The organism is Pseudoduganella violacea (assembly GCF_014191875.1).
GTDB lineage: Bacteria > Pseudomonadota > Gammaproteobacteria > Burkholderiales > Burkholderiaceae_D > Rugamonas > Rugamonas violacea_A.
The window spans coordinates 110,268-132,486 of record NZ_JACHXD010000004.1; the positions used below are offsets into that span (position 1 = coordinate 110,268).

Annotated in this window: 15 protein-coding genes and 2 tRNA genes; 7 read left to right on the forward strand and 10 right to left on the reverse strand. The window is 63.5% G+C overall.

Going from position 1 to position 22,219, the window contains the following annotated elements; translation table 11 throughout:
• Nucleotides 1-55: 55 nt before the first annotated feature.
• Genes FHS03_RS08925 through FHS03_RS08935 form a run of 3 tightly spaced genes read left to right on the forward strand, consistent with a single transcriptional unit; the run spans nucleotide 56 to nucleotide 5,345 of the window.
• Complete coding sequence (locus FHS03_RS08925; RefSeq protein WP_183440653.1) at nucleotides 56-649, forward strand: DUF2760 domain-containing protein; 594 nt, start codon at nucleotides 56-58, stop codon at nucleotides 647-649.
• Complete coding sequence (locus FHS03_RS08930) at nucleotides 646-2,499, forward strand: Hsp70 family protein (RefSeq protein WP_183440654.1); 1,854 nt, start codon at nucleotides 646-648, stop codon at nucleotides 2,497-2,499. Before FHS03_RS08925 ends, FHS03_RS08930 begins: the two co-directional genes overlap by 4 nt.
• A complete protein-coding gene (locus FHS03_RS08935; RefSeq protein WP_183440655.1) occupies nucleotides 2,496-5,345 on the forward strand; it encodes an Hsp70 family protein in 2,850 nt (949 codons plus the stop codon). The genes FHS03_RS08930 and FHS03_RS08935 overlap by 4 nt, the downstream gene beginning before the upstream one ends.
• A 10-nt stretch (nucleotides 5,346-5,355) precedes the next feature.
• On the opposite strand, the gene FHS03_RS08940 is transcribed toward FHS03_RS08935, so the two are convergent.
• The 3 genes from FHS03_RS08940 to FHS03_RS08950 form a co-directional block, all read right to left on the reverse strand.
• Entirely contained in the window at nucleotides 5,356-5,985 is a 630-nt protein-coding gene (locus tag FHS03_RS08940) for a tRNA-uridine aminocarboxypropyltransferase (RefSeq protein WP_183440656.1), read from the reverse strand.
• A gap of 22 nt (nucleotides 5,986-6,007) precedes the next feature.
• Nucleotides 6,008-8,401 carry a type VI secretion system membrane subunit TssM gene (gene tssM / locus FHS03_RS08945; protein ID WP_183440657.1) on the reverse strand — a complete coding sequence of 798 codons (2,394 nt, stop codon included), beginning with the start codon at nucleotides 8,399-8,401 and terminating at the stop codon, nucleotides 6,008-6,010.
• 84 nt (nucleotides 8,402-8,485) lie between these two features.
• Entirely contained in the window at nucleotides 8,486-9,223 is a 738-nt protein-coding gene (locus tag FHS03_RS08950; RefSeq protein WP_229426127.1) for a M15 family metallopeptidase, read from the reverse strand.
• Between the two features lie 125 nt (nucleotides 9,224-9,348).
• Between FHS03_RS08950 and FHS03_RS08955 the strand changes: the two genes are divergently transcribed.
• Nucleotides 9,349-9,648: a hypothetical protein gene (locus FHS03_RS08955; protein WP_183440659.1), complete on the forward strand. Its 300-nt coding sequence runs from the start codon at nucleotides 9,349-9,351 to the stop codon at nucleotides 9,646-9,648.
• Here the strand turns inward: FHS03_RS08955 and FHS03_RS08960 are convergent.
• Nucleotides 9,645-10,406 (reverse strand): alpha/beta fold hydrolase, encoded by a 762-nt coding sequence (locus FHS03_RS08960; protein WP_183440660.1) that lies wholly within the window; start codon nucleotides 10,404-10,406, stop codon nucleotides 9,645-9,647. The two genes, FHS03_RS08955 and FHS03_RS08960, sit on opposite strands and share 4 nt — an antisense overlap.
• A gap of 113 nt (nucleotides 10,407-10,519) precedes the next feature.
• Between FHS03_RS08960 and FHS03_RS08965 the strand changes: the two genes are divergently transcribed.
• Complete coding sequence (locus FHS03_RS08965) at nucleotides 10,520-11,383, forward strand: DUF5694 domain-containing protein (protein WP_183440661.1); 864 nt, start codon at nucleotides 10,520-10,522, stop codon at nucleotides 11,381-11,383.
• An 18-nt stretch (nucleotides 11,384-11,401) separates the two neighbouring features.
• On the opposite strand, the gene FHS03_RS08970 is transcribed toward FHS03_RS08965, so the two are convergent.
• The 4 genes from FHS03_RS08970 to FHS03_RS08985 form a co-directional block, all read right to left on the reverse strand.
• Nucleotides 11,402-14,656, reverse strand: a complete 3,255-nt coding sequence (locus FHS03_RS08970) for a DUF748 domain-containing protein (RefSeq protein WP_183440662.1) — start codon at nucleotides 14,654-14,656, stop codon at nucleotides 11,402-11,404.
• Between the two features lie 122 nt (nucleotides 14,657-14,778).
• Nucleotides 14,779-14,854 (reverse strand) — tRNA-Asn (locus tag FHS03_RS08975).
• 85 nt (nucleotides 14,855-14,939) lie between these two features.
• Nucleotides 14,940-16,880, reverse strand: coding sequence for a DUF6351 family protein (locus tag FHS03_RS08980; protein WP_183440663.1), 1,941 nt, complete (start codon nucleotides 16,878-16,880; stop codon nucleotides 14,940-14,942).
• A gap of 98 nt (nucleotides 16,881-16,978) precedes the next feature.
• Nucleotides 16,979-19,171, reverse strand: a complete 2,193-nt coding sequence (locus tag FHS03_RS08985) for a TonB-dependent receptor (protein ID WP_183440664.1) — start codon at nucleotides 19,169-19,171, stop codon at nucleotides 16,979-16,981.
• Between the two features lie 441 nt (nucleotides 19,172-19,612).
• On the opposite strand from FHS03_RS08985, the gene FHS03_RS08990 reads away from it, so the two are divergent.
• Nucleotides 19,613-21,334, forward strand: coding sequence for a vWA domain-containing protein (locus tag FHS03_RS08990; RefSeq protein WP_183440665.1), 1,722 nt, complete (start codon nucleotides 19,613-19,615; stop codon nucleotides 21,332-21,334).
• Nucleotides 21,335-21,401: 67 nt separating this feature from the next.
• The gene (locus FHS03_RS08995) at nucleotides 21,402-21,776 is read left to right on the forward strand and encodes a hypothetical protein (RefSeq protein ID WP_183440666.1); all 375 of its coding nucleotides are present in this window, start codon (nucleotides 21,402-21,404) and stop codon (nucleotides 21,774-21,776) included.
• A 16-nt stretch (nucleotides 21,777-21,792) separates the two neighbouring features.
• On the opposite strand, the gene FHS03_RS09000 is transcribed toward FHS03_RS08995, so the two are convergent.
• Together FHS03_RS09000 and FHS03_RS09005 are read right to left on the reverse strand one after the other, a co-directional pair.
• The gene (locus tag FHS03_RS09000) at nucleotides 21,793-21,993 is read right to left on the reverse strand and encodes a hypothetical protein (RefSeq protein ID WP_050406862.1); all 201 of its coding nucleotides are present in this window, start codon (nucleotides 21,991-21,993) and stop codon (nucleotides 21,793-21,795) included.
• Nucleotides 21,994-22,058: 65 nt separating this feature from the next.
• Nucleotides 22,059-22,134 (reverse strand) — tRNA-Asn (locus tag FHS03_RS09005).
• Nucleotides 22,135-22,219: the final 85 nt, after the last annotated feature.

Below are 22,219 nucleotides of genomic sequence, written 5' to 3' on the forward strand. Positions count from 1 at the left end.
TCCCGGCGCCCTCTTACATGCGGCGCGGCGATCCGCTTACCTCTCAAGAGCAAAAATGAACAAATCGACCACACTCCCGTCCTTCTGGAGCCGCATCCCGCTTGCCTTCGGCGCCTTCTTCAAGACGCTGTCCGATGCCGAATTCGCGGGCCGCATCCAACATCCTTACGAACCGGCAGCCGCCCCCGTGGCCGCTCCCGCTCCAACTGCGGCGCCTGCACCGGCCCCGGCTCCAGCACCCGCCCCAGTCGCCGCGCCACTGCGCGAAGCCACGCCGGATGCCGCCTTGCAGCTGCTTAGCCTCCTGCAGCGCGAAGCGCGCCTGATCGACTTCACCCAGGAAAACCTGAGCGGCTACGCCGACGCCGACATCGGCGCCGCCGCGCGCGTGGTGCACGAAGGCTGCAGCAAGGTGCTGCGCGAGCACTTCTCGATCGAACCGGTGCGCAGCGAAGCCGAAGGCAGCCGCGTCACCCTGGCGGAAGGCTTCGACGCGAGCAGCGTGCGCCTGACCGGCAACGTGGTGGGCAAGGCGCCCTTCACCGGCAGCTTGAGCCACCGTGGCTGGCGTGCCGCCAGCGTGCGCCTGCCGAAACTGGCGGAAGCGCATGACGCGAAAATCCTGGCGCCGGCCGAGGTGGAACTGTGAGCGATCCACGTTACGCCATCGGCATCGACCTGGGCACCACGCACAGCGCCCTCTCCTATGTAGACCTGGCTGGCAGTGACGGCGAGAAAACCAGCCACGGCGTGCTGGGCATCCCGCAACTGACGGCGCCCGGTACGGTGGAAGAGCTGCCGCTGCTGCCTTCCTTCCTGTATCTGCCGCATCCCGAGGAACTGGCGGCGGGCGAACTGGCCCTGCCCTGGTCCAGCGGCGAGAACGAAACCGGCGTGGCCGGCGAGATGGCGCGCAGCCGTGGCGCCACGACACCGATCCGCCTGGTGTCGAGCGCGAAAAGCTGGCTGTGCCACCCCGGCGTGGACCGCTGCGCCGCCATCCTGCCCAACGACGCGCCGGAAGAAGTGACGCGCGTTTCGCCGCTGGAAGCGTCGACGCGCTACCTGAACCATCTGCGCCAGGCCTGGGATGCAGCGCATCCCGACGCGCCGTTCGCCGAGCAGGCCGTCACCGTCACCATTCCGGCATCGTTCGATCCGGCCGCGCGCGAGCTGACCGCCGCCGCCGCCAACGCGGCCGGCTACGCGGGCCTGACCCTGCTGGAAGAACCGCAGGCCGCCCTGTACAGCTGGATCCAGAACAGCGACGGCCGCTGGCGCAAGGAAGTCAAGCCGGGCGACATCATCCTGGTGGTGGACGTGGGCGGAGGCACCAGCGACTTTTCGCTGATCGCCATCCTGGAACGCGACGGCAAGCTGGAACCGCACCGCGTGGCCGTGGGCGACCATATCCTGCTGGGCGGCGACAATATGGACCTGGCCCTGGCCCATCTGGTGGCGCGCAAGCTGGCCGCCAACGGCACCCAGCTCGACGCCTGGCAGATGCGCGCCCTGACTTATGGCTGCCGCGCCGCCAAGGAAAACCTGCTGGCCAATGCCGATGCGCAGACCTGGCCTATCGTGGTGCCAAGCCGCGGCTCGAAGCTGATCGGCGGCTCCATCCGCACCGAACTGACGCGCGAGGAAGTCACCACCTTCATTACCGACGGCTTCTTCCCGCGCGTGGAAGCGGCGGCCCGTCCGGCCGTGCGCACCCGCGCCGGCCTGACCCAGCTTGGCCTGCCATATGCGCAGGACGCGGCCGTAACGCGCCACCTAGCCGCCTTCCTGGCGCGCCAGGTGGGCGCGACCGCCGAGCTGGAAGGCTATGCCGGCCAGCAGAATGGCGAGCACACCTTCCTGCATCCAAGCGCGGTGCTGTTCAACGGCGGCGTGTTCAAGTCCGAACTGCTGGCTCAGCGCGTGATGGATACCATCAACGACTGGCTGTATATGGAAGGCGCGGAGCCGGCACGCATGCTGGGCGGGGCCGACCTCGATCTGGCGGTGGCGCGCGGCGCGGCTTACTACAGCTATGTGCGGCGCGGCGCTGGCGTGCGCATTCGCGGCGGCACGGCGCGTTCCTACTACGTGGCGGTGGAATCGTCGATGCCGGCCATCCCCGGCATGGAGCCGCCGATCCAGGCGCTGTGCGTGGCGCCATTCGGCATGGAAGAAGGCGGCGAGCTGGAATTGCCGGGCCAGGAATTCGGCCTGGTGGTGGGCGAGCCGGTGCACTTCCGCTTCTTCGGCTCTTCCGTGCGCCGCCAGGACCAGATTGGCACGGTGCTCGATTTCTGGGGTCCGGACGAACTGGTGGAGCTGAACGAGATCCAGGCCACGCTCTCGCCCGAGGGCCGTGTGGCTGGCGATGTGGTGCAGGTACGCCTGCATGCCTACGCCAGCGAAGCGGGCACGCTGGAACTGCTGGCGGTGGCGCAGGACGGCCAACGCTGGAAGGTGGAATTCGACGTGCGCGCCACGGCCGAAGGACAATGACACAATATCTCGTCAGCATCGACCTCGGCACCACCAACACGGTGCTGGCTTACGCGGCGCCAGGCTCGGGCAAGGTTGAGCTGTTCGAGATCGAGCAATTGGTGGCGCCTGGCGAAGTGGCCGGCGCCGCCCTGCTGCCTTCGGCGCGCTACCATCCGGCCGAAGGCGAGCTGGCGGCGGGCGAATTGCAGTTGCCCTGGCCGCCGTACGACGCGGCGGGGCTGGAGCGCGTGGCAGTGGGCCGCCTGGCCCGCACGCTGGGCGCACAAGTGCCGGGCCGCATGGTGGCCAGCGCCAAAAGCTGGCTCTCGCATCCGGGTGTCGACCGCATGGCGCCGATCCTGCCTTGGGGCGCGGAGGCCGACGTGGCCAAGGTGTCGCCGGTGGCGGCCAGCGCCAGTTATCTAGGCCATCTGCGTTCGGCCTGGAATGCCCGTTTCCCCAAGCATCCGCTGGAACGCCAGCAAATCGTTCTCACCATTCCCGCATCGTTCGACGAAGGTGCCCGCGCCTTGACGCTGGAGGCGGCGCGCATGGCCGGCCTGCCTTCGCTGCGCCTGGTGGAGGAACCGCAAGCCGCTTTCTACGACTGGCTGTACCGCCACCGCGCCACGCTGGCCGCCGAGCTGGCGCAAACGCGGCTGGTGCTGGTAGCCGACGTGGGCGGCGGCACCACCGATTTCAGCCTGATCAAAGTTGAACTGGAAAACAATGAACCCAAGCTGACCCGCATCGGCGTCGGCAACCACCTGATCCTCGGTGGCGACAATATGGACCTGGCCCTGGCCCACCTGGCCGAGCAGCGCCTGGGTACGGGCGACGGCAAGCTGTCCGCCGCGCGCCTGGCGCAGCTGACGCAGCGCTGCCGCGTGGCCAAGGAAGAGCTGCTGGCGGCCGATGCGCCGCCGCAGGCCACGATCACGCTGCTGGGCAGCGGCTCGCGCCTGATCGGCGGCAGCCGCTCGATCACGCTGGAACGCGAGGAATTGCAGCGCATCGTGGTCGATGGCTTCTTCCCGCTCAACAGCGAACGCGAAGCGGCCAAGCGCGCGCGCGGCGGCATCGTGGAATTCGGCCTGCCATATGCCAGCGATCCCGCCATCACGCGTCACCTGGTCAGCTTCCTGCAGCAGCATGCGGCGGCGGCGCGCGAAGCGCTTGGCCTGCCGGACGACGGCCGCCTGCCCATCCCCGATACCTTGCTACTGAACGGCGGCGTATTCCGCGCCGAGGCGTTGGCGCAGCGCCTGGCCGAGGTGCTGGGCGCGTGGCGCGGCGCGCCGCTGCGCGTGCTGCACAATCAAGATCCCGACGTGGCGGTGGCGCGCGGCGGCGTGGCTTACGCGCTGGCGCGCCAGGGCCAGGCGCCATCCATCGGCGGCGGCTCGCCGCGCAGCTACTACCTGCTGCTGGACGGCGAACGCGGCCCGGCCGACGTGCGCCAGACCCAGCGCGCCATCTGCATCCTGCCGCGCGGTACGGAGCCGGGACGCGAGGTGCGTCTGACGGAACGCAACTTTGCGTTGCGCCTGGGACGGCCGGTGCGCTTCCACATCGTTTCCGTCACCGCCGACGCGGGGCGCGCGCCGCAAGCGGGCGAACTGGCGGAACTCGACTCGGCCGATTTCGTGCGCCTGCCGCCCATTTCCACCGTGCTGCGCGACAGCGGCGATGTCGCCGCGCGCAAGGAAATCCCGGTGCAGCTGGAGGCGTCGCTGAGCGAAGTCGGCACGCTGGAAGTGCATTGCGCCGCCAGCGAACCGACGCAGCGCTGGCTGCTGGAGTTTCAGCTGCGCCAGCAGGCGAACGACAACACCAGCGACGAGGCCTGCGACGACGCGGCCGGCGGCGCCGATGGCGACATTCCATCACCGCCCCGCTTCGACGAAGCACTGGAAAAAATCGAACGCATCTTCGGCAGTCGCGCGCAGCAGGTAGACAGCAAAGAAGTGCGCCAGCTGCGCACCGCGCTGGAAAACCTGCTGGGCAGCCGCGAACGCTGGGAAACGCCGCTGCTGCGCCGCCTGTTCGACGCCCTGCTGCAACGCGCCAAGGGCCGCCGTCGCTCGGCCGAACATGAACGCGTCTGGCTCAACCTGAGCGGCTACTGTCTGCGTCCCGGCTTCGGCTATACGCTGGACGAATGGCGCATCGAGCAGCTGTGGGCCTTGTTCGAGACCGGCGTGCAGTTCCATAAGGACAGCCAGGTCTGCGCCGAATGGTGGACCTTGTGGCGGCGCGTCTGCGGCGGCCTGAATGCCGAGGCGCAGCTACGCCTGCTGGACGATTTCGCCTTCAATCTGCAGGCCGACGAGCATGAGCGCGGCCGCCGCCCCATCACCCTGGTCAACGGCAGCGAAGAGGACATGCTGCGCCTGGGCGCATCGCTGGAGCGCATCCCCTCGGCCTACAAGGCGGAAATCGGCAACTGGATGGTGCAGCAACTGCCCGCGCCAGAAACCAAGGCCGACGCCAAAACGGATGCCGTCTACACCCGCTATCTATGGGCCTTGGGCCGGGTCGGCGCGCGCCAGCCCTTCCACGGCAGCGCCCACGACGCCGCCCCCACCGCCACGGTGGAAGAATGGCTGCACACCATCCTGGCGCTGGACTGGCGCAAGGTGGAACCGGCCGGCTTTGCCGCCGCCCATCTGGCGCGCATGACCGGCGACCGCCTGCGCGACATCAGCGATGAGCTGCGCGCCGAAATCCTGCGCCGCCTGTCCGCTGCGGGCGCGCCGCCGGGATGGCCGGCCATGGTGCGTGAAGTGGTGCAGCTGGACCAGGCCAGCGAGAAGCGGATGCTGGGCGAGGCTTTGCCGCCCGGCCTAAAGCTGCTGGCTTAACGCTGCTGGCCTAAGCGCCACGCTGGCGCGCGCCGCTGGCGGCCTGCGCCTGCTGCTGGGCCACGAAGCCGTCGAAGGCGGCGATCAAGGCGTCATAGCGCTGCGGCGCATTCTCCAACTGAGCCAGCGCCCAGGCGCTGGCTTCCAGCGTGGAGAGCTGGTCCGGCGCATGCGCCTTGCGGATCAGGTAATGCGAAGGCGGCGTCGCTTGCAGCGCCAGGCGCGGCAAGCGCTGCAAGAGCGGGTTCAGATACAGCATCTTGCGGCTCTTGCGCCAGGTCGCATCCAGCACGACCAGCAGCAGCTTGTCCGGCGCTTCCAGCCAGCCGCGATCCAACGATGGCGCGGCGGGAATGCCGAGCGAGGCATCGCCCGGCGTTTCGGGATACAGCAACACCGGCCGCTTGCCCCCATCCAGCCATTCGGCCAGTTGCGCCTCCTCGAACTGCTCTCCTGTTTCCAGGCGGCTGTTCGGCAGGCAGAGATGCAGCAGCCGCGCACTGCCCTTGGCGTTCGCCACTTCCATCGGATGCTGCAAAATCAGCAGCTCGACCGCGCTTTCCACCGGCGCGATCCAGCGGCAAATGCAGCCCGTTTGCGGCCGCAGGCAGGCCGGGCACATGGCACGTTTCGTCTTCATGCCCGCATTGTAGCCGCTGCGCCTACTGCGCCGGTGGTGCAACTCCCAGCAGCTCATCAAGGTGGCTGAGCGCCGCCTGCTCCTTGACCACCGCATGCAGCCACTGATGCAGCGGCATTTCGCCCCAGGCGGCAGCCTTTTCGGCCAGATACAGCTCCGTCAAAGCCTTCTGAATTTGTTCGGGGCTGCCATCCAGGGTCAGATCATCCTTGCGCGCCGTCTTCAGCACCCAGTCGGTACTGCTTTGCGCACCGTTGGAGGCGTCGCGGATCGCACCCAGCACATACTTCTCCCAGGCTTCGCGGGTAAAGGCACCGGAAACCGCATGGCTACCGGCAACCAGGGCGCGATCCTGATCTCCCACCATGCGCACCACCGTCATCGAGGGGAAACGGGTTGCGGCACGCGCGCGGATTTCGGCGTAAATGCGGTCACGCGCGGGCATGCCGCGCGCCACGCGGAGCAGGTTTTCGCGTGTGGTATCGACCAGCACCAGCTTCTGCTCGATTTGCGGCCAAGCCGGGTCGGCGGCTTGCGCCAGGTAGAAGCTCATCAGATGTTCGGCCATGCGCACCAGCTTTTCGCTCGTCATTGTGCTCCGATTGGCCTCCAGCCAGCCGCGCCAATGGCGGCTGGCCTGATCGTTCAAATGCCCAGGCTCCGCACGCACGCGTTCTGACAGCATCAGATAAGCCTTTAGCGCGTTATAGACGTCTTCGGCCTTCGCCGTGCCGCCTTCCGTCGTCGCGCGCGCATTGTATTCATTCAGCTGCGCCTCCAGGCTGCCGGCAACAGGCTTGAGCAGAATCTCGCGCATGCCGGCGTAGTATTCGCCGCGCAGCTTGTGTTCCAGCGTATCGCCCTGATACAGGCCAAAACGCAGCGGCCATGGGCGCTTTTGGCGATAGTGCGTGAGCTGTTCTATCCGATCCTGCAATATCTCCAGCGCTTCCATACGCGCCTGCAGTTCCGGGCTGCGCGCTTGTAGCTGAAGCACTTTCTCCAGGTCGGCCTTGACATTCGCGGCCAATTGGCGGTTCGCCATATATGCCCAGCTCCATCCCGCCAGCGCGGCGCCCAGTACAACCGCCGACGCCAGGAAGACGCCATAGCGCAGACGGATCTTGTTGCGGCTGGCATATTGCGTCACCAGATAACGGTCTGCGAAGACCACCTTGCGGAACAGGTCCAGCATGAAGTAACCGCAGGAGCGGCTTTCCGCAGCTTGCTGCGAAGCCGGCAGCGACAGGCGGAAACGGCCGGCGATCTGCCGCGCCAAAAAGCTGTCTGGCGCGCCCTCCTGCAAAGCGCTGGTAAAGTAGAAGCCACGGAAAACAGGCTTGAACTGGAAGCGGTTATCCTCAAACAGCGCGCCGAGAAAAGCCCGCAGCGGCGCGCGCAACGCCGAGAACTCGTGCGGGAAGCCGAACACGCCAGGTGCGCGGCAACCGGGCCGCTGCTGCGCCATGCTGCTGACGCTGAGCTCCTTCAAGCCTTCGTGCAACTCATCGAAAGCCTGGTCGAAGAATGGCAGGATGTCCTGGCTGGCGGATTTGCGCTTATACGGCATGGTGGCGCCCCAGATCCGCGCCCTATCGCCGGATTCGGACTGCGCAAAGAACTGTGTGAATCCCGCGATCAGGTCTGCCTTGGTGAACACCACATAGATCGGTGCGAATACTTCCAGCCGCTCGATCAGGTCCTGCACGCGGCGGCGCAGATTGCGCGCCAGGCGTTGTACCGCTTCCGGGTCGTCGCCGCGCAACTCGGCGATGCTGACGGCCAGCAGCACGCCGTTGACGGGCGCGCGTTTGCGGTACTTCTTGAGCAGGTCGAGAAAGCCCAGCCACTCCTGGCGGTCTTCCTCGCCCGCCGCATAGCGTCCGGCCGTATCGAGCAAAATACCGTCAGTGCTGAAGAACCAATCGCAATTGCGCGTGCCGCCCGCCGTGGTAAACGCGCCACCTTCGGCCATCGGGAACTGCAGGCCGGAGCGAGCAATGGCGCTGCTCTTGCCCGCTCCCGGATTGCCAATCACCAGATACCAAGGCAACTCGTACAAGGCCTTGGCGCCGGTAGCAACGCCGATGCGCGAAGTCTTGATGATATGGATCGCATGCAGCAAGCCATTGCGCAGGGCGCCGGCCGCGCTGTTGTCCGGCGCGACGGCATCCGGCGCGGCCGCATCCTGCTCGATGGCCTGCTCCAGCTGCGCCACCTTGCGCATCGCCAGCCAGCGCCGCAGCCAGCGCACCAGCCAATACAGAACCACCCCGGCCAGCGTGGCGGCGATGGCCCAGATCAGGGCCAGCTCCAGCAGTTCAGCACCAAGATAACAGAACGCCGCCATGGCTATAAAGCCAATGATAGTCAGGTGGCGCGAGTCGCTTAGGAAGGTCCAGATTCGTCGCATCATGGCAGGCCGCCTTATGAGCAATGGTTGGCAGACCCGATCCATAGTGCCAGCAATCACCATGCACATCCTTGCGCAAAAGCAAGTTCAGCGGCGCGCGCGGCGCAATTCGACGTGGCCGAAATCCATCATGGTCCAACGCCCGCCCCAGGTCAGGCCCAGCGCTTCGGCCGTTTCGCCATACAGCTGATAGCCGCGCATGGCCCATGGATCTTTTTCGGAGATCAGCAACTTGCCTTCGCGCAGAAAGGCGCAGTCGGAAGCCAAACCATATTGGTGATAGCTCTGGAAGGCGCGCGCATTGGTCACATGCGGACCAGCTGCCGCCAATTGATTCTGGCGCTCAGGACTGCGGTAGCCTTCCAGCAGCACCATTTCATAGCCATGCTTTTCGCGCATGATGCGGAACACCAGCAGCAGGCGTTGCGCAAACTCCGCATCCAGCAACTGCCAGTTGCGGCTTGCTCCCGCGAGCTGGGGTCGCACCAGTTCCACCTCGGCCGTGGTGAACATGGCGGGCGGCAGTGGCTGCGGCGGCACCAGCTGCTCGCCTTTCAACAAGGCCTCGATCTGAATGTTGACGCTTCTTCCCTGCTCCTCAAAGCCGGGCAGCGTAACGCGTCCGCCCGCCGTCAGCGCCAGCAAAGGCGGCAGGCAAACCGCAAGCATCAGTCCCGCGACCAGCAAAGCATGCCGGCCGACGGGAAGACGGATGCGCAGACGGCCCGCCACATCGGCAAGCGCCGTCCGGTTGTGCGGGAACATCAGCATCCACGCCACAAAGCACACGCAGAAGAAGGACAGAAAAAGCAAAACGGGAACCATGGTGCGCTCCATCAAAACAGGGCTGCGGCTCAGACCACACACTGCATCGTGTGCGCTGCGCAGATGCTTCATGGTAGGCGGCGCGGATTTCTCCGTTCAACGCTGGATCAAAATGGAGGTGTATTTTGGAGCAGCCGAATCAAGCTACGCCACAAAGCATGCCGGGAGATTCTCAACGCCTGGCCGCGCTCACGCTTGCCGGCGCCACGGTTGCGGTGCTGATCTGGCTTCTCAGCGCCATCATCGCCGATTATCGTGATAACAGTCAGGATGAGGGCAGCGCCTTTCCGCAAGATGAGCGCGAAAGGCAGGCGGAGATCGCGGCCAGCGATATGCAGCGCAAGGCCAGGGCGATCGTGGATGCGCCGCTGCAGTCCCTTAGCCGCGGCGCGGCCAGGCAGCCAAAGGAAAGGCAGCGCGACTAAAGCTCGCGCAGGAAGCCGCGTATCGATTCCAGTAACGTCTCCGGCTGTTCCAGATGTGGACTGTGGCCGCAGTTTTCCAGCATCAGCTTGCGCGCTCCCGGCACGGCGCCGGCAATCGCATCCACCTGGGCTTCGGTGCCATACTGGTCTTCCGTTCCCTGCACAACCAAGGTGGGAACGGCGATGGATGGCAGCAGATACTCGATATTCCAATGTTTGAAGCCCGGCAGCAGCCAGGTGTCGGCCCAGGCCATGTAAATCTGTTCCGCCTTCTCGCCGTGATAACGCTCCAGCGCCATCAACAGACCTGGATTGAAGGACTCCTTCGCGGCACGCACGCCTTGCACCGTAAGGTCCTCAACAAAGACGTGAGCCGCTTCGGTGATGACACCACGCAGACCGGAAGGATTGCCGGCCGCATGTATCAGCGCGATGCTGCCGCCGTCAGAATGGCCTATCACGATATATTCGCGGCCCGGCATCAGGCGCTCTAGCACCTGCGGCAGTTCGGCCAACGCATAGTCATGCAGATAATGGATGCTGCGCACCCGGCGCAAGGCGCTGGACCGTCCATAGCCTTCGCGCTCATAAACCAGGCCCGAACAGCCGGTGGCCTGGCATAAGCGCTGCGGGAATCCCTTCCACAATGCGATGCTGCCCAACCCCTCATGCAGGAAAACCAGGCAGGGCTTGCCCGCCTCGCCATCGATCATTTCATAACTCAGATCAAGCCCGCCACCCAGCTTCAACACCGGCATGCTTCCACTCCTTAAGATTAGATGAAGCCAACGATGATTGATCATAGCATTTTGAAACCACAGCCCTATAATCGGTCTTTCGAATATCCCAACAAGAACGAGGAGTCCGAAACATGCCATACCGTTTTAATAGTTACCTGATCGGCATTGCCGCGCTGTGCGCAAGCGCGCTGGCCCAAGGCCAGGAGATCAAACTGCTGCGCGACAGGACGGAAGCCGAGCGCCCCGCCATCATGTTCGTCGGCTCGCCGCATCTGGCCAACCATAACCGCGACGTCATCACCACCACCGTGCCCGACGTCCTGACACCCGAGCGCCAGGCTGAAATCGCCGACGTGGTGGCGGCGCTGGTCCGCTTCAAGCCGACCAAGATCGCGGTTGAACTGGCGACCGAAAAACAGGCCGAGCTGCATCAGCGCTACACCGGCATGCTCTCGGGCGGCTACACCCTGAGCCGGAACGAAATGGATCAATTTGGCATGCGCATCGCCGCCGCCAATAAGCTGCCGACGATGTACGCGGTGGACTGGAACAAGATGCCACCGGGGCAGATGAGCGATCTGGATTATCAGGTTTGGGCCAAGGCGAACGGCATGGGAGAGCGGCTGGCCGCCATGACGGCGACCTCCCCGCTCAACGACGCGTTGATGAAGACCACGCCGGTAGCCAGCTGGCTGATTGAGAACAATGCCTCGGAAAAGCTGGCGGCCCGCCACCGCCGCTACTTCGATTATGCGATGCTGGGCAATGAAGAAGCGAAACCTGGCGCCAACTGGGTCGCCAGCTGGTATGGCCGCAACCTGAAAATTTTCGGCAATCTGGTGAAGCTTGCCGACAGTCCGAAGGATCGCATCCTGGTGATTTATGGCTCGGGCCACATTCCCTTGCTGCGCGAATTTGCGGTGCAGTCGGGCGCCTTCACCGACGTCGATCCCATGCCGCTGCTGCGCGAGGCGGCAAACGCCAAGCGCAATTGAGCGCAGTTAAGCGCTCCGTCAGCGCAGCGAAAAATCAACGCGGGTGGACTGGGCTTTCTCGCCGCCCGCGTCTTTCTGCACCGCCTTGGCGGCGACGATGAAGAGGCGTTCGGCCGGCACCTGGCCGGTCTTGGTCAGCCAATCCTTGGCCGCCTGCGCGCGGCGGTTGCCCAGTGCGACCAAATCCTCTTCCTCGACCTTGGTATGGGACAGCATCAGTCTTTCCATCTCTGCCTGCGGCAGCGACTTTTGCAGGCCGAGCGCGTTGCGCGGCTTGTCAAACTTCTCTTCCTTATAGGCGCGCGTCAGCAGGGCCAGGCGCTCTTCCGCCTTCACCGTCACGCTGTCCGGCAAAACTTCGCCGCGCGCCTGCATATCCTTGGCTTTCAAGGCGCGCAGCTTGCGATCAATGGACAGCAGCTTGAGCGCTTCCATATCCATCGCTGGATCGTAGCGGCCAGTAATTTCCAGCTTCAGGCCGGGACGTTCGCCCAGGGCGCGCGCCAGCGGCTTGAGCTTCTCCTCGCCCGCCGCCGGGATCTGGGCGCGGCCCGGATCGAAGGCCAGCATGGACAGCTCTTCGGCGCTGCCGCCACCGAACAGGGAACTGATCAAGGTGAACGGCGCCGTCACCGTTTTCACGATGGCGTTGCCGATGATCTTCAGGATGATGCCGCCGATGGAGAATTCGGGATCGTCGATCGAACCACCGATCGGCACATTGATGTCGATCACGCCATTACGGTCGCTCAGCAGCGCCACGGCCAGGCCGACCGGCAGCTTGGTCACATCGGGATTGCTGTTTTCGCGGCCGAAGGTCAGCTGCTCCAGGATCAGGCGGTTGCTGGATTTGAGCTGGCGGTTTTCGATGTTGTAGCCCACCTCGAAGGACATCTTGCCCTTCTCGATGCCATAGCCCACATACTTGTCCGAATAGGCCGACAGCGAAGCCAGTTCGATGCCGCGCACCTCGGCCTTCACGTCCAACGACAGGTCGCGCTTAAGCGGGTTGACGCGGCCGCCGATAACCAGCGGCGCATTGTTCACCACACCGCGCAGATCGACATTGGCGCTGCTGTTCGCATCCGACGACAGGCCCGACACCGTGCCGCCCAGATCATTCAGATTGGCCGTGTAGTTTGGCTTGATGAAGTTATCGGTGAAGCGCACCCGCCCGCCCGATAGCACCAGCTTGCCGACGCGCACAGGCGGCAGCGGTTGCGCGGCTTCCTTCCGCACCGGCTTGGCCTCGGCCACGGCCGGCGTCTTGGGCGCATTAGCCTTGGCTTTCGTGTGCGAGGACGGATCGGCCTCGGTCAGGCTTTTGGCTTCACCGTCCTTGTCGCGCATGATGTCCTGCACGTTGATGCGGCCGGAAGGATCGATGATGATGCGCGCAAAGAAGTCGCTCAGGCCGACCTTGTCGATATTCAAGGCAAACGGCTGCAGGCGCACGTCCACGCCGCCGAAGGTCAGCGCTTTCCAGCGCAGGAAGTCGTTGGAGCTGGCCTTGTCGACAGTGGCCAGGTTGGTCACGCTGGCATCGCCCTTGAAGCCGCCCTTCATGGCGCCGTCGCTGCCGGTTTCCAGCAGCAGCTTGCCCTTGGTGGACACGTCGGCATGCACCAGGCGCAGGTTCACGTAATCGGTGACATAGGGCTGCAGCGGCAGGATGCCAAGATCCTTCACTTCCACCGCCAGTTCGGTACTGAACGGCGCCAGCACGAAGCTGCCGTTCAGGGCCAGGCGGCCATCGTTGTTCACGGTGGTTTTCAGGTCCACTTTGATGCGCGAGCCGGGCGCGGTGGAAATATCCTGCAGATCGAGGGACAGCGGCGCGACGGCAATTTGCAGCGGCTTGGCGTGGGCATTGTCCACCAGGCGCGTGGTCCAGTTGTCGATGCCGAGACGGGCAATCGTCAGCACGTAGGAACCTTCGTCCTTCGGTGCAGCACTTTTTGGCTGCGGCGCGGGAGCAGCGGCGCGGGGCTTGTCGAAGTTGACGTCAATCCCGGCGCTGTCGGATACGATTTCGCCGATGCTGACAGTCTGCTTGCCGGTTTCGACAGCGATGTCGCGCAGCGCCAGCGCGAACTTGTCCACGGCCACACGCATCGGCTCATGCGGCGCTTCGTGGGTATAGCGCAGCGTGGTGTTGCGGAACTCCAGCGTTTTCAGCGCGTAGTGCGAACCGGACGAATTTTTCTCGGCCTTGGCAGGTACTTTGGTGGATGCCGGCGCAAGGGGCTGCGGCTGCTCCGGCGCGAACATGCGCGCCACATTCAGCTGGCCCTTGCCGTCGCTGACCACATTCGCTTCCAGCCCGTCCACGATCAGGCTCTCGAAGTCGAAACGGCCGCCGAATACATCGATCTTGCCCAGCTTGGCCACCAACTCCTTGGCTTTCAGCGCGGGCTTGCCGTCGGCCTGGGTCAGCTCCACCGATTGCGCTTTCGCTTCGCCGCCCAGCACCAGCGCAGGGCCGCCCTCTTTCGGCTGGCGGAAGCTGGCGTGCAGTTGCGCATCAAGACGGCCGCTTGGCATGCGGAAGGCCAGCTTGGTCGGCAAATAGGCCAGATAGCGCGGTACGTCCAGATTATCCAGCTTCAGCTCAAACACCACTTCCTTGGTGTCGGCGAAGGGACGCAGCTTGCCGTTCAGGTGCAGCGGCGCGCCATTGACGACGGCGCTGAACAGCGGCTCCACAAACAGCTGCACGTCGGTCGGCATGGACGAGACGAATGGAATGCCCAGTTTCAGGCCTTCGATCTTATGACTGCTGCCGGCCGGCTTATCCTCGAAGGCGATGCCGCCCTCCTCGATCTGGATATTGTTGACCGAGAAGCGCGCCGGTTCCGGCGAAGGCGGCTGGCTGGCGATCAGCTCAATGATGTCGTCGATGCTGTAATGGTTGGCATCCTTGCGCACCAGATGCACATAGGGCTTGCTCAGACGGACTTCCTGCACCACGGGCGCAAGGCGCAGCAGGGACTGGCCGGACAGGTCCACGGCCAACCGGTCGAAGCTGGCGAAAACAGCGTCGCCCTGCGGCTCCATCATCTTCAAGCCATGCACCGTCAGCGCCAGCGTAAAGGGATTGAGTTCGACCTTTTCAATGGTGAGCTGGCGATGCAGGATATCGGCCGCCTTTTGCTGCGCCTGCGATTTGATCAGGGCCGGCAAAGCCAGAAAGCCCAGCGCCGCATACAGCAGCACCAGACCGGCAAGAACAAGAACGGCGCGCAGCGCGCGCTTCAGCCATTTGTTTTTCATCGCAGTCGGAACTTATCAGCAGAAGTAGCAGGATTATTACGAATATACCTAAGCTGCTAGCTTCTGAATAGTTGGCAAAAGAAAAAGGGGGTTACGATCACTCGTAACCCCCTTTTGTATTCTGGCTCCCCGACCTGGACTCGAACCAGGGACCTGCGGATTAACAGTCCGTCGCTCTACCGACTGAGCTATCAGGGAAAAGAGGCCGCATTATATACGGCTCGCCGCAGTCTGCAAACAATTTTTTGAAACATCGGCTGAAATCTTTTCATTTTCGCCAGACTCAGGGCCGCCCCACACCCTCCTGCCGATAATCGCACACGCCCTGCGGGAAGATGCGCGCCAACCACGCGCGCTGCGGCAGTGTGAATTCCAGCGCGGAGGGATAGGTACCGTCCTCCAGCGCCTTGGCGACCGGTTTCAGCGCGCATATGAAGATATCGCCCTTGATGGAATCGCCAGCCACCATGCGCGGGCTGCTGAACAGCGGGAAGGCCCGGGTACAGGCGCCCGCCGCCTTCTTGTTCAAGATACCGTCCCACACCCCGGCGCCGGCGGCAATCGGCGCGCCGCCGCCATCCAGGCATTTGTCAGTGAAGCCGGGCGGCGGCTTGCCATCCGACAGATAACGGTCCAACACACCCAAAGCCTCCATCGCCGCATCGGCCAGCACCGCTTCGGAACCGGTGAACCAGACAACCTGGCGCGCTGCTTCGGACGACGCACCCGCCTCCAGCCGAGCCCTGACCGAGAAGGCCTGGCGCGCGTTGTGCATATTCAATTCCGGCTCCAGATAAGGTCGCAGATCGATCATCGGAATGCCGAGGCGGCGGCCGGTGAAGACTTCGCCGGAGGCGTAAGCCTTGCGTATGGCCTGCACATCACCCTGGCGCCGCGGCGACGGCGTGCCGGCTGGATCACGGCAGCTGGAGCTACGCTGCATATTGCGCGCATCGAAAGGATCGCCGCTGGCGTCCCACTGCACGAAATCGGCCTGGTCCTTCCAGCTGCCGGCGCAGGCATTGATGCGCAAGAATTCGTCCGTGCCGATCCGGCCTTTCGCCAGCGCCTCCAGGCCATACTGCACGCCAACGTTGTCGATGGTGATGGGGGCGAAGCCTCGGCTGTCCACGCCGTAGAGGTCGGACAGGTCGTTCCAGTGCGTCCATTTGACGCCGGCGAAGGCGCTGTCGGAATAGCCATAGGCCTTGACCGCCAGATCAAAGCGCGGATCTTTGTACTGCGGATTGAGCACATTCGGCATGGCCATGCGCCAGCCAGTGATGCACTCGGTGGAACCCGTGCCGCCCGTGAGCGGATTGCGCGCGCTGTCGCTGGCGTTCATACCTTCGATCCAGGCCTGGCGGCTCCACTGCGCCCAGGGCGAAGCCGGATCGCGCGCCGCCTCCTCCCTGAAATACTGGCCCAGCAAAGGACAGTCCGACACGGGAATGGTCTGGGTAATCATGTCCGGATAGGATTGGATCGGTATCCCCGCATCCAGCAAGCCTGGCTGGTTTTGCGCGAACAGATACTGCTGCACGCCGCCGCCCGATCCGCCGATGCCGACGGTGTAGCGCGGCGCGCCGTAAGTGTGCACGAAATACTGCTTGGTCAGCGCCGCCGTTTCCCCGGCCAAGCGCATATTGTAGTGAACCCCGGTTTCGTTGCCGGAGGAAGTCACCACCGCATAGCCCTGGGCCAGCAGGCGCGGCATCATGCGCCGTTCGGCGCTGCCCAGCGCCTCCTTGAACCACATGGCCGTCCCCTGCTGATGGCCGATGCCGACGCCGCCGCGCAGCCAGTACACCAGCTTATTATTCCATTCGCCCGGCCCACCTGGCTGCGGCGCCAGCATGGCGATGGTATAGAGAAAACGGTTGATGCTGCCCGCCTCCACCCGCACCACGAAAGGCACGCTGGTGCCTTTCCAGTTCGTGCTTTTCAAATCGGATGGCGGCTCGCCCGCCGGATCATAAGCCTTGAAAGTGCTGCCGTTGTAATAGAAGTAGCGCACCTGCGCGTTGATCGCGCAATTGCGGCTGTAGCCAACCAACTTGTCGTCAGCATCGCGCACCGGATGGCCGACGCCATCCTGGTTGTCCACCAGGGGCTGACCCAGGCCGGACTCCACCGAACGGCAAATGAAAGGCTGCTGCTGCGCACCCGCATGGCCGCCCACCGCGCAGGCAAGAACAGCCAGCAAAACAAACCATGGTTTCATCGTTCATCCTCCCGCCGCCAGTGTAGCCCATATAGCCCAAATAAAAACGGCCCCGCGATTGCTCGCGGAGCCGTTCCTTGATCAGTCAAGAGTCGCTTTTAGAAGCTGCCCTTGAACTGCACGCCCCATTGACGCGGCTCGTTGATGAAGCCGGTCAGGTTGTTGAAGTCGATACCGCCGGTGATGCGCTGGGTGTTGGTGATGTTGCGGCCGAATGCAGCCACTTCATATTTGCCACCTTGCCAGTTGTAGCCCACGCGCAGGCCGCCTTCGGTCATGGCCTTGCCGGTGAATTCCTTCGACTCATACAGGAAGAAGTTGATCTTGCTGCGGTAGGACCAGTCGGTCAGGATGAACAGATTGCCTTCGGCCAGAGGGAAGTTGTAACGCGCGCTGGCGTTGATGATCCACTTCGGCGCTTGCGGCAGTGCGTTGCCGTCGATGATGGCGCGGCCGGCCGCGTTCAGCGGATCGGTCACGGTGCACTGGCGGCAGGTCTGCACGGACAGCGAAGGATCGCGCAGCTGGGTGTAGTTGTACGAAGCGCTGGTCGATACCTTGAAGTCGTTGGTGATGAAGCCTTCGAAGTCCATCTCCACGCCACGGCCCTTGGTCTTGGCGGCGTTGATCAGACGGGTCACGTTGGTGTTACCGCCAACCACGGTCAGCTGCTGGTTCTTCACGTCGTAGTCGTACACGCTCATGGAAACGCGTGCGCGGCGGTTGAACAGGTCAGCCTTCACGCCAGCTTCGATCGAGGTGATGGTTTCCGCGTCAGCCACGGTGATCGGCGCATTGGCCGAAGCGGCCGCGATACTTGGCGCGCGGAAGCCGGTTGCCACGCGGGCGTACACGCTCACGTCCTTGTTCACGGTGTAGTTGGCGCTCAGATCCCAGTTCGCCTTGTTCTTGCTCTCGCCGAAGGAATCAGGGCCGATCTGCACCACGTTTTCACGCTTGATGGTGTTGAAGTCCTTCTTGTCCTTGGTGTAGCGCAGGCCGCCGCGCACGGTGAAGGCGTCGGAGAAGGCATAGTTCAGCGAACCGAAGGCCGCCCAGGCGGTGTTCTTCTGGCGGCTGGACAGGTGCGAGAACTGCACGCCGGTATCGCTGTTGAAGTTGTTGGTAAAGCCGCTTGCGTCTTCATTGAAGTAATAGAGGCCGGTCTGCCAGTTCAGCGGACCTGCGTTTTTCGATTCAACGCGGAATTCCTGGCTGTACTGCTTCATATCGCTGATGCCGCCCGCGGTCTCAACCTGGAAAGGAATGAAGCCGGTACCGGTCGGGGTGCCGCCGTCGATGTCGCCGCGGCTCACGTAGTTGCCCACGGTTTCATAGCCGGTGATCGAGAACAGCTTGACCGGGCCCAGATCCCAGCTCAGACGCACGTTCGCGCCCTTGGTGTTCAGGTTCTGGAAGTTCTGGCCATTGGTGTGGATCTCGTTGGGATTGAAGCCGTCCACGACTTCGTTGGTGCCCTTCTTGATCATATTGGCGCGGAACAGGCGCGCGCTGCCGCCGGTGCTGCGCTGGTGCAGATTGAACAGGGCGTTGAAGGAGCCGCCCGGCTGGTACAGGAACTGTACGCGTTCGGCATGCTCGTTATAGCCTTCCAGCTCGTCCTTCTTGCCGGTGAAGGTGTTGTCCACGTAGCCGTCGCGGTGCTGGCGCAGGGTGGAAACGCGCATCGCCCATTCTTTCGACAGCGGCACGTTGACCGCGCCTTCCACATTGGTGGTGGCGTGGGTGGCGTAGGAGACGTTGTAGTAGCCGTCGATGCCTTTCAGGTGCGGCTTGGCCGATTCGAACTTCACCACGCCGGCCGGGGTGTTGCGGCCGAACAGGGTTCCTTGCGGGCCGCGCAGCACTTCAACGCCGGCCATGTCGAACATAGGGAAACCTTTCAGAATCGGGTTCTCTTGCACTACGTCGTCATAAATCAGGGAAACTGGCTGGGAAGCGAACACGCTGAAATCGGTGTTGCCATAGCCGCGGATGTAGAAGCGGGGGAAGGTGCGGCCGTTGGAGGATTCAACGTTCAGGCTCGGGGTTTTGCCTGCGAGTACCCGGATATCCTGGCCGCTGGAGACGATCACGTCGAGCTTCTCGTCTTTCAGCATCGACACCGAAACCGGCACATCGCGGATATTCTCGGCGCGGCGCTGGGCAGTCACGGTCACCGTTTCCAGCTGGCCTTTGGCTGGCTGGGCGGCTTCCTGCGCCATCGCGGCCATCGGCATCAAAGCGCCTACGGCCAGCAGACGCTTGTGCATCTTGGACAGTTTCATCATTTGCTTTCCTTAGTTTGAAATAAATTCTGCGAAGGTATACAACGGCTGTCTCCTGTCCTCATCACGGCAGCATCCTCGATGCGCGGGGGATTCGGTGTTTTCTTTTTCTTCTTGCGCCGAAAAACAAAGGGCTGCGTCGATCAACGCAGCCCCCAAAATATTCTGGCTCCCCGACCACGACTCGAAGCGAGAACGCAAAACGCGCTCCATCGCTCTACCGGCTGGGCCGTCAGGGAAAAAGTCGGGCGCATTATATACGCGCCAAGCCGGGCCAACAACACTATTTTCAAGGCTTCGCGGCGTGACGCAGCGCAAAACAATAGCAAAAAAACATGCGCAAGCGGTCCAGGCAAAGCCGCTTTTGATCTAGCGCAGCCGGGGCAAAAAAGGGTAGTCCTATGATGAAAGTCCCCCCTTTTTTCATTCTCCGAGGCCCCCGAAATGAAATCGAACGCCCTGGCGCAACGCGCCCTCACCCTGATGCAAAAAAAGCATGGCATGGACCGGCTGCGGATCGTCCACGCCGCCGAAATCAGCGATCCCGATAGCGGCGAAACCCTGTACGATTTCAGCGCTGTCTCGCCGGACGATCCGAACGGTCCATCCTGGCGCATCCTGCTGGCGGAGGATGGCAAGGAACGCGAACGCCATTCCGCGCTGGAGCCCATGGTCGATGCCACGCGCCGGGTGGAGATCGACGCCGCCGCGCTGGGGATGATCACGATCGATCCGGCCAGCAATGTGCTGACGCTGAACCCCGACGACACGCTGGACGAGACCATCACCGTCACGGTGCCGAAAAACGCCGGCGTGGCGAAAGCCGACATCTACTTCCTGGCCGACACCACCGGTTCCATGGGGCCGGTGCTGGCCGCCGTGCAGGCCGGCGCCAATAATGTGCTGACCGCCTTGAGCGGTTTGGGCATGGACCTGATGTTCGGCGTCGGCAATTACCGCGACTTTCCGCCCAAGGCGCCCTCGCCTTTCAGCCACCAGCTCAACCCCACCAATGCGGCGCCCGCCGTCACGGCAGCCATCGGCGCCTGGTCGGCCAGCGGCGGCGGCGATACGGCCGAAGGCCAGTTCCTCGCGCTGGAGCAGCTGGCGCAGGCACCCGGCGGCAGCATCGGCTGGCGCGCCGGCGCCAGACGCATCATCGTCTGGATCGGCGATGCGCCAGGCCATGATCCGATCTGCACCGCGATCTCAGGCCTGGCCAGCGCCATCACCGAGGCCAGCGCCACCGCCGCACTGAGCGGACAGGGAATCGCGGTGCTGGCCATTTCCACCGCCACGCCGGGATTGGACGACGATCCCGCGCCACTCTCCAGCGACTACACCGGGTCTTGCGGCGCGCCAGGCGGCTCGGCCGGCCAAGGCACGCGCGTTGCAGCAGCCACCGGCGGCGCCTTCGTCAGCGGCATCAAGCCCGACACCATCGTCAAAACCATCATCGATATGGTGACCGGTGCGGTGTCCTCCATCGCCAATCTGAAGCTGGTGCCCAGCGCCAGCATCGCGCCCTTCGTCGTCTCGATCGACCCGGCCGGAGGTTATGGCCCGCTGGCCGGGGAGCGCGAGCATATGCTGGAATTCAGGGTGAAATTCCACGGTATCGCCTGCGCCGAGGAAGAGAAAGTCGTCAACGGCACGCTGGACGTGGTGGTGGACGGCGCCGTCGCCGCCGCCAAAACGGTGAAGATCACCGTGCCGCCCTGCCGGCCGAAGGTGACGGTGTACTCGGTCAAATTCGTCTGCGGCACGCAGCACAAGCATCCCGAATGCTGCTGCACGCCGGTGCGCCCCGGCCATTATGCAACCCAGATCACCATCCACAACCACACGGACCAGCCGATGACGCTGCGCAAGCGCTTCATCCCCGTGGTGCTGGCAGGCGCGCCGCTGGGCCGCGAGCCGAAAGTAGGCCTGCCGCGCGCCGAGGATACCGTCGTGCTGCCGCCGCACTCGGCGACGATGGACGATTGCTGCCGCATCACCGAGCTGCTGTTCGGTTCCGCCGTCGATGTGCTCACCATCGGCATCCTCGAAATCAGCGCGCCGGGCGAAGTCAGCGTGACAGCGCTCTACACCACCGACAAAGCCATCGAGGTGAAGCAGATCCACGGCCATCAAGCCGCGAAACCGGCAGGCGGCGCCGGCTAAACACCTGCACTCATCTCGGCCAAGGGGCGGCCACGCCGCCCTTCTCTCGCTCAACCAGGAGCACGCCATGGAACTTCATAGCAACGAATCAAGTCCAAGTTCGCAGTATGATAAACACGAGGCGCGCATTACTGTATTGGAGAAAGCCGTGGTGGATTTGCACTGCGACATCGCCCTGCTCAGGCAGCACATGGACGCTGGCTTTGCGTCCTTACATGCCGAAATCGAACACACGGCCGACAAGCTGCGGCTCGAATTTCATGAGTCCCAGCAATTACTCTATGAAAAAATCAGCAGGGAGCTCAAGGAGGTCGACGAGCGGACCACGCAGCGCATTGACCGGCTTGAGGCCAAGCTGGATTATTTCATCAAGTGGGTCATCGGCATGCAGCTCACCACCATGGGCGGCCTGATTGCGCTGGCAGCGCATCAATACATGTAAAGCCCCGGCGCACCAATCAAGCCAAGGCTTCTTTCGCCGCCTCTTCCGGCGTCAAGCCGTCGTAGAACAGATCAGTGAACCACTCGATCTGCTCTTCAATATGGTCCTGCGCCTGCTCCACGGTCGCACCGCCCTTGACCAGCCAGCCTTCGACCTCGATGCACCACTGGATCAGTTCCAGGGTTTCCGGATCGAGTTCTTCCTTTTTCTTCGCCATGCTCCACTCCCATCAACAAGCTCAATGCAAAAAGCCCAACCGTGAGGCTGGGCTTTTCAGTATTCTGGCTCCCCGACCTGGACTCGAACCAGGGACCTGCGGATTAACAGTCCGTCGCTCTACCGACTGAGCTATCAGGGAAAAGAGGCCGCATTATATACAGCCCTTTTTCAAATGTCGAGACAGTTTTGTGCTTTTTTTCGCGAAACGGCGCTGGATGGCGCCG

Bases quoted from the DNA above. Each gene is read 5' to 3' on its own strand.
- FHS03_RS08970 (WP_183440662.1), bottom strand. From the start codon at position 14,656: ATGAAAAACAAATGGCTGAAGCGCGCGCTGCGCGCCGTTCTTGTTCTT.
- FHS03_RS08995 (WP_183440666.1), top strand. From the start codon at position 21,402: ATGGAACTTCATAGCAACGAATCAAGTCCAAGTTCGCAGTATGATAAA.
- FHS03_RS08965 (WP_183440661.1), top strand. From the start codon at position 10,520: ATGCCATACCGTTTTAATAGTTACCTGATCGGCATTGCCGCGCTGTGC.
- FHS03_RS08925 (WP_183440653.1), top strand. From the start codon at position 56: ATGAACAAATCGACCACACTCCCGTCCTTCTGGAGCCGCATCCCGCTT.
- FHS03_RS08935 (WP_183440655.1), top strand. From the start codon at position 2,496: ATGACACAATATCTCGTCAGCATCGACCTCGGCACCACCAACACGGTG.
- FHS03_RS09000 (WP_050406862.1), bottom strand. From the start codon at position 21,993: ATGGCGAAGAAAAAGGAAGAACTCGATCCGGAAACCCTGGAACTGATC.
- FHS03_RS08990 (WP_183440665.1), top strand. From the start codon at position 19,613: ATGAAATCGAACGCCCTGGCGCAACGCGCCCTCACCCTGATGCAAAAA.
- FHS03_RS08960 (WP_183440660.1), bottom strand. From the start codon at position 10,406: ATGCCGGTGTTGAAGCTGGGTGGCGGGCTTGATCTGAGTTATGAAATG.
- tssM (WP_183440657.1), bottom strand. From the start codon at position 8,401: ATGATGCGACGAATCTGGACCTTCCTAAGCGACTCGCGCCACCTGACT.
- FHS03_RS08940 (WP_183440656.1), bottom strand. From the start codon at position 5,985: ATGAAGACGAAACGTGCCATGTGCCCGGCCTGCCTGCGGCCGCAAACG.
- FHS03_RS08980 (WP_183440663.1), bottom strand. From the start codon at position 16,880: ATGAAACCATGGTTTGTTTTGCTGGCTGTTCTTGCCTGCGCGGTGGGC.
- FHS03_RS08950 (WP_229426127.1), bottom strand. From the start codon at position 9,223: ATGGTTCCCGTTTTGCTTTTTCTGTCCTTCTTCTGCGTGTGCTTTGTG.
- FHS03_RS08985 (WP_183440664.1), bottom strand. From the start codon at position 19,171: ATGATGAAACTGTCCAAGATGCACAAGCGTCTGCTGGCCGTAGGCGCT.